This is a genomic window from Micromonospora yasonensis (assembly GCF_026013475.1).
GTDB classification, from domain to species: Bacteria; Actinomycetota; Actinomycetes; order Mycobacteriales; family Micromonosporaceae; genus Micromonospora; species Micromonospora yasonensis.
Map to the genome: position 1 here is coordinate 1 of NZ_JAPDPH010000260.1, position 9,092 is coordinate 9,092.

The following is a 9,092-nucleotide window of genomic DNA, read 5'->3' on the forward strand; positions in this document are numbered from 1 at the left end:
CGGTCGGGCGCGGCCCGCTGCCGTGGGCGGTCGTGGCGGCCGGCGCGGTGGCGACGGCGGTGGTGCTGCTGATCGTCCGAGGGAGGCACAGGTGAGCAGCAGGATCGGCAAGGCCGCGTACAAGCCCGTCGGGGTGCTGCTCGGGCTGGCCGCCGGTACGGTCGCCGGGGTGATCTTCCGGCAGGTCTGGAAGATCACGGCGGGCGACGGCGACGCGCCCAGCGCCACCGACGAGGACCGCCGCTGGGGCGAGATCCTGGCCGCCGCGGCCTTGCAGGGCGCCATCTTCGCCGTCGTCCGGGCCGCCGTGGACCGCGGCGGCGCGGTCGGCGTACGCCGGCTCACCGGCCACTGGCCCGACTGACTCCCGTAGCTGATCGGCCCCTTCCCGCCAACCCCGGAAAGGGGCCTTTCGCATGGTCCACCCGGTCCGCCCAGTGGACCTCCCGCAACCGTCAGGTCACATGTCGGAGAAATTCGTCGGGTAGGCTGTGCAGAGTTTTTGCGTACGTGGTTTGCTGTCTCACGCTGTTGAGAGACGCGTGGGTTGAGAGAAGTCTCCTTCACCGGGGGCCGCCTCAGGCGCCGCTGCTCGAAAACGGCCAATCGGCCGCACGGCGTGCTCGGCCGCCAGTTTTAGAAGGAGATACACATGGCGCAGGGAACCGTGAAGTGGTTCAACGCTGACAAGGGCTTCGGCTTCATCACCGTCGACGGCGGGGGTGCTGACGTGTTCGTCCACTTCTCGGCCATCCAGTCCAGCGGCTACCGCACGCTGGAGGAGAACCAGCGGGTGGAGTTCGAGATCGCCCAGGGTCAGAAGGGTCCGCAGGCCGAGCAGGTCCGCCCCATCTGAGCCACCGGCCGGCCGCGCCGGCCGGCACGAAGCCCCGTGTCCCGTTTCGGGATGCGGGGCTTTCCTTGTTCGTGGAGCCTGTCGAATTCGGCCGCGCCGCTTTCAGCCGTGCCGGCGGCGGGCCCGCAGGCCGGACCAGAGCGCGACCAGTCCGATCAGGACGACGACCGGCCCGATCACCGCCCAGATCCGCCGGCCGGTCATCAGGCTGCCGTCCACGTAGCCCAGCCCCTGCACGGTCCAGAGTGCGCCCAGCACGACGGCCAGCAGCCCCACGGTGAGCCGGAACCAGCCCCTCATCGTTCCCCCTCCGACGATGCCCGTCCGGCTTCAGCATGCCCGCCGGCGCCGGCCCCCGGCGGCGCCGCGCCGTGGGGCCGGTGGGCCGGGGTCACCATCGGTCGTGGACCTGGGGCCGGATCAGCTCGTCGTACGTCGCGCGGACGGCGGCCAGCTCCACCTCGGTGAGCGGCGGCTGGTCGGCGGCGGCGGTGTTGCGCCGGGCCTGCTCGGCGTCGCGCGCGCCGGGGATGACCACGGTGACACCGGGCTGGTCGAGGATCCAGCGGAGCGCGAACTGGGCCATGGTGCGGCCGGGGCCGGCCAACGGGGCGAGCCGGCGCACGGCGGCCAGGCCGAGGTCGTAGTCGACTCCGGAGAAGGTCTCGCCGACGTCGAAGGATTCGCCGTGCCGGTTGAAGGCGCGGTGGTCGTTCGCCGGGAAGGTGGTGTGCTCGTCGTACCGGCCGGTGAGCAGCCCGCTGGCCAGGGGCACCCGGGCGATGATGCCGACGCCGGCCGAGGCCGCGGCCGGCAGCACCCGTTCGAGGGGCTTGTGCCGGACCGCGTTGAGGATGATCTGCACGCTGGCCACGCCGGGGCGGGCGATGGCGGTGAGGGCCTGGTCGCAGGTCTCCACGCTGACCCCGTAGCCGGCGATCCGCTGCTCGGCGACCAGGGTGTCCAGGCCGTCGAAGACCCGGTCGTCGGCGAAGACGGTGGTCGGCGGGCAGTGCAGCTGCACCAGATCGAGGGTGTCCACGCCGAGGTTGGCCCGGGAGCGGTCGGTCCAGGCCCGGAAGTTGTCCAGGGTGTACGCCTCCGGCGTCTGCGGCACCCGCCGGCCCATCTTGGTGGCGACGGTGAGCCCGTGCCCGGGGTGCGCGCGCAGGAACCGCCCGATCAGCCGCTCGCTGCGGCCGTCGCCGTACACGTCGGCGGTGTCGAGGAAGGTGACCCCGGCGTCGACGGCGGCGGCCAGGACGTCCAGGGCCGCGCTCTCGCTGACCTCACCCCAGTCGGCGCCGAGCTGCCAGGCGCCGAGGCCGACGATGCCGACGTGCCGGCCGAGCCGGTCGAAGCTGCGCTGTTCCACCCGACCGAGCCTAGTGACGCCCTTGCCGACCCGCGCGTCGGGCCGTACGGTCTAGCAAGACGTACGTACGGTTTGGAGGCTGCCATGTGGGATCCGAGCACCTATCTGCGCTACGGCGACGAGCGCTCCCGGCCCTTCCACGATCTCGTCGCCCGGATCCCGGCGCACCGGCCGCGGGCCGTGGTGGACCTCGGCTGCGGGCCCGGCACCCTCACCGCCACCCTCGCCGAGCGCTGGCCGGACGCCCGGGTGAGCGGGCTCGACTCCTCGCCGGAGATGGTCGAGCGGGCGGTCGCCCTGGACGTCCCCGTCGGCTTCGCCGTCGGCGACGTGCGGTCCTGGCACCCGGAGCCGGACGTGGACGTGGTGGTCTGCAACGCGGTGCTCCAGTGGGTGCCCGGCCACCAGGAGCTGCTCACCCGGTGGGCCGCCGAGCTGCCGCCGGGCGCCTGGCTGGCGGTCCAGGTGCCAGGGAACTTCGCCGCCCCGTCGCACCGCCTGCTGCGCGAGGTGGCCGGGCGGGACCGGTGGCGGGACACCCTCGCCCCGCTGCTGCGCGAGGCGCCCGTGGACGACCCGGTCGGCTACGCCGCGCTGCTGGCCGGTGCCGGCTGCGCGGTCGACGCCTGGGAGACTACCTACGTGCACCTGCTCCCGGCCGCCGGCGCGGACCACCCGGTGCTGGCCTGGATGGACGGGACGGCCCTGCGCCCGGTCCGGGCCGCGCTGGACGCCACCGGCTGGGCGGACTTCCGCGCCGAGCTGGCGGTACGCCTCGCCGAGGCGTACCCGGTGCGGCAGGGGCAGGTGTACTTCCCGTTCCGCCGGATCTTCGTGGTGGCCCGTACCGGCGCCCACGCAGAGGAGAAGATGTGACCGACCTGCCCACCTTCATCGCCGGACTGCCCAAGGTGGAGCTGCACGTGCACCACGTCGGCTCCGCCTCGCCCCGGATCGTCGCCGAGTTGGCCGCCCGGCACGAGGGGCGCAGCCCGGTCCCGGCCGACCCGGAGGCGCTCGCCGACTACTTCGCGTTCCGCGACTTCGCCCACTTCGTCGAGGTCTACCTGAGCGTCGTGGACCTGATCCGGGATGCCGACGACGTTTGGCTGCTCACCCACGAGGTGGCCCGGGAGCTGGCCCGGCAGCAGGTCCGGTACGCGGAGCTGACCGTCACGCCGTACTCCCACGTCCGTCGGGGCATCCCCGCGCCGGCGTTCTGCGAGGCGATCGAGGACGCCCGCAAGCGGGCCGAGGCGGACTTCGGCATCGCCCTGCGCTGGTGCTTCGACATCCCGGGCGAGGCCGGCCTGCCGGCGGCCGAGGAGACCCTGCGGATCGCGCTGGAGGAGCGGCCGGACGGGCTGATCGCCTTCGGCCTGGGCGGCCCCGAGATCGGGGTGCCCCGGCCGCAGTTCAAGCCGTACTTCGACCAGGCCCGGGCGGCCGGGCTGCGTTCGGTGCCGCACGCCGGCGAGACCACCGGCCCGGAGACCATCTGGGACGCGCTGCGCGAGCTGGGCGCGGAGCGGATCGGCCACGGCATCGCCGCCGTGCTCGACCCGGAGCTGATGACCTACCTCGCCGAGCGCCGGATCCCGCTGGAGGTCTGCCCCACCTCCAACGTCCGCACCCGCGCGGTGGCCACCATCGAGGAGCACCCGCTGCGGCAGCTCGTCGAGGCGGGGCTGCTGGTCACCATCAACTCCGACGACCCGCCGATGTTCGGCACCACCCTGAACGACGAGTACGCGGTGGCCGCCCGGCTGCTCGACCTCGGTCCGGAGGGTGTGGCCGGGCTGGCCCGCGCCGCGGTCACCGCGGCGTTCCTGGAGCCGGCGGAGCAGGCCCGGATCAGCGGCGAGATCGACGCCTACCTGGCGGCCGCGACACGCTGACCGGACGACGGCGGTGCCGCCCGGCCGCCCGGATAAGAGGAGTGGCGCGCGACGGGAGTGAGGTGTGGGGGGACCGGCTCCCGCCGCGCGCACGGCTCCACCGGCCGGAGGTGTTACGGGGCGTACCGGCCGACGGAACTGATGGGTTCGGTCCTGATTCTGGCAGTCCGGCGCGGCGAGCCGGCGGTCGTTAACCCTTATCTAAGGAAGACTTGCGGCGGCGCACAGTCAGCGCCGGCGCGGCCAGCGGCGCGTGGCGCTCTTCTGCTCCCGCGCCTCCCGGGCCATCCGGCCGACCAGCCCGAACCGGTTGACCTGCCGGGGGATCGCCTCGGGATCGGCCAGCAGCATCACCACGCTGGCCCCGCCCAGCCGGGCCCGGTCGATGCTGACCGACCCGTTGGCCTGCAACGCGACCCGCTTGGCGATGTCCAGTCCCAGGCCGGTGGAGCCCCGGTCGCTGGCGCCCCGGCGCAACGCCCGGTCGGGGTCGGCGATGCCGGGGCCGGCGTCGTCGATCCGGATCGCCACCCAGCCGTCCCGCCGGCTCACCGCCACCTCGAACGCGGTGCCCTGCGGGGTGTAGCGGAAGACGTTGCCGATCACCGCGTCCAGCGCGGCGGCCAACTCGGCCCGGGGCACCGGTGCCGGGATGCGTAGCTGCGCGCCGAGCACCTGGTGCGGCCGGTTCTGGTCGCCGGCCAGGGCCGACCAGAAGACCATCCGGTCCCGGACCACCTCGCTGACGTCGCAGCTGCCCGGGCCGGGCTCCTGGCTGACCGCCTTGCGAGTGGTCTTGATCAGCTGGTCGACCTCGCCCTCCAGGGTGACGATGGCCTGCCGGATCCGTCGGATGCCCCGGCGGCGGTCCAGCTCCGCCGCGCTGAAGGTGCCGATGCTGGTGTCGTCGGACTCCAGCGCCTCGGCGTCGAGCCGCAGCGCGGTCAGCGGAGTGCGCAGCCGGTGGGAGAGGTCGGCGACGAGCTCCCGCTCGTCGGCGCGCAGCGCGACCAGGCGCTCGGCCATCCGGTTGAAGGCGTGGCCGACCTCGGCCAGCTCCCGCGGACCGGCCGGCTCGACCCGTACGCCCGGGTCGCCGTCGCCGACCGCGAGCGCCGCCTTGACCAGTTCCCCGGTGGCGTCCACCGTCCGCGCGCCGACCCGGTCGACCACGATCACCCCGGCCCCGACCAGCGCCACCGCCACCGCGACCAGCAGCAGCCACCGGCCGTCGGCGCCGTCGTCGAGCACCCGGTCGGGGACGAAGACCTCCACCACGGCCACCTTGTCGCCCAGCACCACCGGGTCCAGCCGGAGCACCCCGCCGGGCACGTCGGTGACCAGGGAGCGCCGCTCCGCCTCGGCCCGGGCCAGCGCCGCCGCGTCGGCCCGGCCACGGGACTCGTCGCCGCCGAGGCCGTGCACGACCGGTTGCCGCGCCGGGTCGTCCCCGCTGGCCGCCACCGCCCGCCGGACGACCGCCGGATCGGTGCTGACCGCGAGGGCCCCGGTGATCAGGGCGGCGCGCCGGGCGGCGTCGGCCAGCGCCTCGTCGCGCGCCCGGTCGCGCAGGGTCATCCCGAGCGGGATGAGGAAGGTGAGTGCGACGAGACTGCACACGCCGGCCGTGAGCCAGGCCAGCGCGGGCCTCAGTCGGGTGCCACCAGCCGGAAGCCGACCCCCCGCACGGTGCGCAGGTAGCGCGGCTTCGCCGCGGACTCGCCCATTTTGCGACGCAGCCAGTACAGGTGAACGTCGATGGTCTGGTCCTCGCCGACCGAGGGCTGCCGCCATACCTCCTCCAAGAGTTCCCGCCGGGACACTACCCGGCCGGGACGTGCGGCGAGATACGCCAGCAGGTCGAATTCCTTGCGGGTCAGGGCGAGGGGCTCCCCGTCCAGCACCGCGGTGCGCTCGCCGACGTCCACCCGCAGGCCGCCCACGGTGTGCACGGCCGGCTGCACGGTCCGGCTGGCCCGGCCGGCGCGGCGCAGCACCGTGGTGATCCGGGCGTCCAGGTGCGCGCCGGTGAACGGCTTGACCATGTAGTCGTCGGCGCCCGCCCGGAGCAGCCGGACCACGGACTGCTCGTCGTCGCGCGCGGTGGCGATGATGATCGGTACGTCGGTGATGCCGCGCAGCATGCGCAGCGCGTCGGAGCCGTCCAGGTCGGGTAGGCCGAGATCGAGCACGACCAGGTCGGGGGTCTCGGCGGCCACCCGGCGCAGCGCGTCCAGCGCCGTGCCGACGGCGTGCACCGCGTGCCCCCGGTCGGACAGCGCCCGCAGCATCGCGCCGCGTACGACGTGATCGTCTTCGACCAGGAGGACGGTTGCCACGTCAGCACCGTACTCGCCGGGGCAAGTTGATCGCGTTGCGGCGGTCCGGGGAACCGGGCAAGCTGGGACGATAATGACGTTCACCCTCTTCCCCGACACCCGCCTCGCGCTCGCCCGGGACTCGCTCGTCGGCCTCTCGGTCGGGGACGCCATCGGCGGCCGGTTCTTCGTTCCCGGCGGCGAGGTGGTGCGCTGGCGGGACGCGCTCCCTGCCGGTCCGTGGGAGTGGAGCGACGACACCGAGATGGCGTGCTCCGTGGTGGCCGTGCTGGCCGGACACGGGGAGATCGACCGGGACGCGCTGGCCGTCGCCTTCGCCGACCGCTACGATCCGGCCCGCCGGTACGGGGCCGGCGCGGTGACCCTGCTCGAGCTGATCCGGGACGGCACGCCGTGGCCGGTGGCCGCCGCCGCGGCGTTCGACGGGCAGGGCTCCTGCGGCAACGGCGCCGCCATGCGGGTCGCCCCGCTCGGCGCCTGGTACGCCGACTCGACCCGACGCGCCGCCGACCAGGCCCGGGCGGCCGCCGAGGTGACCCACGCGCACCCGGAGGGCATCGCCGGAGCGGTCGCGGTGGCGGTGGCCGCCGCCCTGGCCGCCCGGGCCCGGCTCGACGGGGACCGGCCCGAGCCGGCCCGGCTGCTCGGCGCGGTCACCAACGCCCTCGACCCGGCCGGCGCGGTGCACCGGGGCGTACGCCGGGCCGCCGCGCTGCTCGGGCACTCCGCCGAGCAGGCCGTCGCCGCGCTCGGCAACGGGTCCCGGGTGACCGCGCAGGACACCGTCCCGTTCACTCTCTGGGCCGCCGCCACCCACCTCGACGACTACCCGGCCGCGATCCGGGTCTGCGTGGAGGCCGGCGGGGACGTGGACACCACCGCGGCGATCGCTGGCGGGGTGGTCGCCGCGTACACCGGCGTCGGCACGCCGGGCGGGGTGCCGGACGGCTGGCTCGCGGCCCGCGAGCCGCTCCCCGGCTGGCTCCCCACCCACACCTGACCTCCCAGCCGGCCCGGGGGCGAAATTCGCCGGGCCACCCCTCGGGACGACACGGCGTCGCCGACGGTGCGGAACGGGCGACCGATAGCATCGCAGGGGCCGGGTAGCCGGCACATCCGATACCCATCGACGACAGGAGTCACCGTGTCCGCACCCCGTACCCCCGTCGTGGCCGACCCCGTCGTCGTCGCCGCCGGGACCACGGCGGCCGACGCGGTGGCCGCGGCCGGGCTGCCCACCAGCGGCCCGAAGGCCGTCGTGGTGGTCCGTGACCCGCTCGGCCAGCTGCGCGACCTGGACTGGAAGCCGGCCGAGGAGACCAGCGTGGAGCCGGTCTCCCTGGACTCCCCGGACGGGCTCAACGTGCTGCGCCACTCGACCGCGCACGTGCTCGCCCAGGCCGTGCAGGACGTCTTCCCGGAGGCCAAGCTCGGCATCGGCCCGCCCATCCAGAACGGCTTCTACTACGACTTCCAGGTCGACAAGCCGTTCCAGCCGGACGACCTGGCGAAGCTCGAGAAGCGGATGCAGGAGATCATCAAGTCCGGCCAGCGGTTCCGCCGGCGTCGCTTCACCAGCCTGGACGAGGCGCGGACCGAGCTGGCCGCCGAGCCGTTCAAGCTGGAGCTGATCGATGTCAAGGGGGAGGGGCTGGACTCCTCCGAGGTGATGGAGGTGGGCGGCGGCGAGCTGACCATCTACGACAACCTCGCCGCGAACGAGGACAAGGTCTGCTGGTCGGACCTGTGCCGCGGCCCGCACCTGCCGAACACCCGGCTGATCGGCGCCTTCAAGCTGATGCGGTCGGCCGCCGCGTACTGGCGGGGCTCGGAGAAGAATCCGCAGCTCCAGCGGGTGTACGGCACCGCGTGGCCGACCCGGGACGAGCTCAAGGCGTACCTGAGGCTGCTGGAGGAGGCGGCCCGGCGCGACCACCGCAAGCTCGGCGCGGACCTCGACCTGTTCAGCTTCCCGGACGAGATCGGCTCCGGCCTGGCGGTCTTCCACCCCAAGGGCGGCGTGCTCAAGCGGGTGATGGAGGACTACGTCCGCACCCGGCACATCGAGGAGGGCTTCCAGTACGTCGGGACCCCGCACATCTCCAAGGAAGGCATCTTCCACAGCTCGGGACACCTGCCCTACTACAAGGACACGATGTTCCCGCCGATGGAGATGGAGGGCAGCGACTACTACCTCAAGGCGATGAACTGCCCGATGCACAACCTGATCTACCGGTCGCGCGGGCGGTCCTACCGTGAGCTGCCGATGCGGCTGTTCGAGTTCGGGTCGGTGTACCGGTACGAGAAGTCGGGCGTCATCCACGGCCTGACCCGGGTGCGCGGCTTCACCCAGGACGACTCGCACTCCTACTGCACCAAGGAGCAGGCGCCGGCTGAGATCAAGCACCTGCTCGGCTTCGTGCTCGGCCTGCTGAAGGACTTCGGCATCGACGACTTCTACCTGGAGCTGTCGACCCGCGACGACGCCAAGCCGGACAAGTTCGTCGGCACGGACGAGGACTGGGCGACCGCCACCGCCGTGCTGGAGCAGTGCGCGTTGGAGACCGGGCTGGACCTGGTGCCCGACCCGGGCGGCGCGGCCTTCTACGGCCCGAAGATCTCGG

10 protein-coding genes are annotated in these 9,092 nt (G+C 73.7%); 6 read left to right on the forward strand and 4 right to left on the reverse strand.

Going from position 1 to position 9,092, the window contains the following annotated elements; genetic code table 11:
• Positions 1–91 precede the first annotated feature (91 nt).
• Both ONA70_RS31850 and ONA70_RS31855 read left to right on the forward strand, forming a co-directional pair.
• On the forward strand, positions 92–364 hold the full coding sequence (locus ONA70_RS31850; protein ID WP_265010195.1) for a DUF4235 domain-containing protein: 273 nt from the start codon (positions 92–94) through the stop codon (positions 362–364).
• Positions 365–652: 288 nt separating this feature from the next.
• Positions 653–856, forward strand: a complete 204-nt coding sequence (locus ONA70_RS31855; protein WP_091424054.1) for a cold-shock protein — start codon at positions 653–655, stop codon at positions 854–856.
• Between the two features lie 102 nt (positions 857–958).
• On the opposite strand, the gene ONA70_RS31860 is transcribed toward ONA70_RS31855, so the two are convergent.
• Positions 959–1,156, reverse strand: coding sequence for a hypothetical protein (locus ONA70_RS31860; protein WP_265010196.1), 198 nt, complete (start codon positions 1,154–1,156; stop codon positions 959–961).
• A gap of 91 nt (positions 1,157–1,247) precedes the next feature.
• Positions 1,248–2,231: an aldo/keto reductase gene (locus tag ONA70_RS31865; protein WP_265010197.1), complete on the reverse strand. Its 984-nt coding sequence runs from the start codon at positions 2,229–2,231 to the stop codon at positions 1,248–1,250.
• Between the two features lie 84 nt (positions 2,232–2,315).
• On the opposite strand from ONA70_RS31865, the gene ONA70_RS31870 reads away from it, so the two are divergent.
• Both ONA70_RS31870 and ONA70_RS31875 read left to right on the forward strand, forming a co-directional pair.
• A complete protein-coding gene (locus tag ONA70_RS31870) occupies positions 2,316–3,107 on the forward strand; it encodes a trans-aconitate 2-methyltransferase (RefSeq protein ID WP_265010198.1) in 792 nt (263 codons plus the stop codon).
• Positions 3,104–4,129 carry an adenosine deaminase gene (locus ONA70_RS31875; RefSeq protein ID WP_265010199.1) on the forward strand — a complete coding sequence of 342 codons (1,026 nt, stop codon included), beginning with the start codon at positions 3,104–3,106 and terminating at the stop codon, positions 4,127–4,129. The genes ONA70_RS31870 and ONA70_RS31875 overlap by 4 nt, the downstream gene beginning before the upstream one ends.
• Before the next feature lie 228 nt (positions 4,130–4,357).
• Here the strand turns inward: ONA70_RS31875 and ONA70_RS31880 are convergent, their stop codons facing one another.
• Together ONA70_RS31880 and ONA70_RS31885 are read right to left on the reverse strand one after the other, a co-directional pair.
• Complete coding sequence (locus ONA70_RS31880; RefSeq protein WP_265010203.1) at positions 4,358–5,707, reverse strand: HAMP domain-containing sensor histidine kinase; 1,350 nt, start codon at positions 5,705–5,707, stop codon at positions 4,358–4,360.
• A gap of 71 nt (positions 5,708–5,778) precedes the next feature.
• Entirely contained in the window at positions 5,779–6,468 is a 690-nt protein-coding gene (locus ONA70_RS31885) for a response regulator transcription factor (RefSeq protein ID WP_265010200.1), read from the reverse strand.
• Positions 6,469–6,541: 73 nt separating this feature from the next.
• Here ONA70_RS31885 and ONA70_RS31890 point away from each other — a divergent pair, with 73 nt between their 5' ends.
• Positions 6,542–7,468, forward strand: coding sequence for an ADP-ribosylglycohydrolase family protein (locus ONA70_RS31890; protein ID WP_265010201.1), 927 nt, complete (start codon positions 6,542–6,544; stop codon positions 7,466–7,468).
• Between the two features lie 144 nt (positions 7,469–7,612).
• On the forward strand, positions 7,613–9,092 hold a 1,480-nt coding region (thrS, locus tag ONA70_RS31895; protein WP_265010202.1), incomplete at its 3' end, for a threonine--tRNA ligase.

What these genes read in the sequence shown, in the direction of transcription:
- ONA70_RS31855 (WP_091424054.1), top strand. Translation starts at nt 653, where the DNA reads ATGGCGCAGGGAACCGTGAAGTGGTTCAACGCTGACAAGGGCTTCGGC.
- ONA70_RS31860 (WP_265010196.1), bottom strand. Translation starts at nt 1,156, where the DNA reads ATGAGGGGCTGGTTCCGGCTCACCGTGGGGCTGCTGGCCGTCGTGCTG.
- ONA70_RS31870 (WP_265010198.1), top strand. Translation starts at nt 2,316, where the DNA reads ATGTGGGATCCGAGCACCTATCTGCGCTACGGCGACGAGCGCTCCCGG.
- ONA70_RS31880 (WP_265010203.1), bottom strand. Translation starts at nt 5,707, where the DNA reads ATGACCCTGCGCGACCGGGCGCGCGACGAGGCGCTGGCCGACGCCGCC.
- ONA70_RS31890 (WP_265010201.1), top strand. Translation starts at nt 6,542, where the DNA reads ATGACGTTCACCCTCTTCCCCGACACCCGCCTCGCGCTCGCCCGGGAC.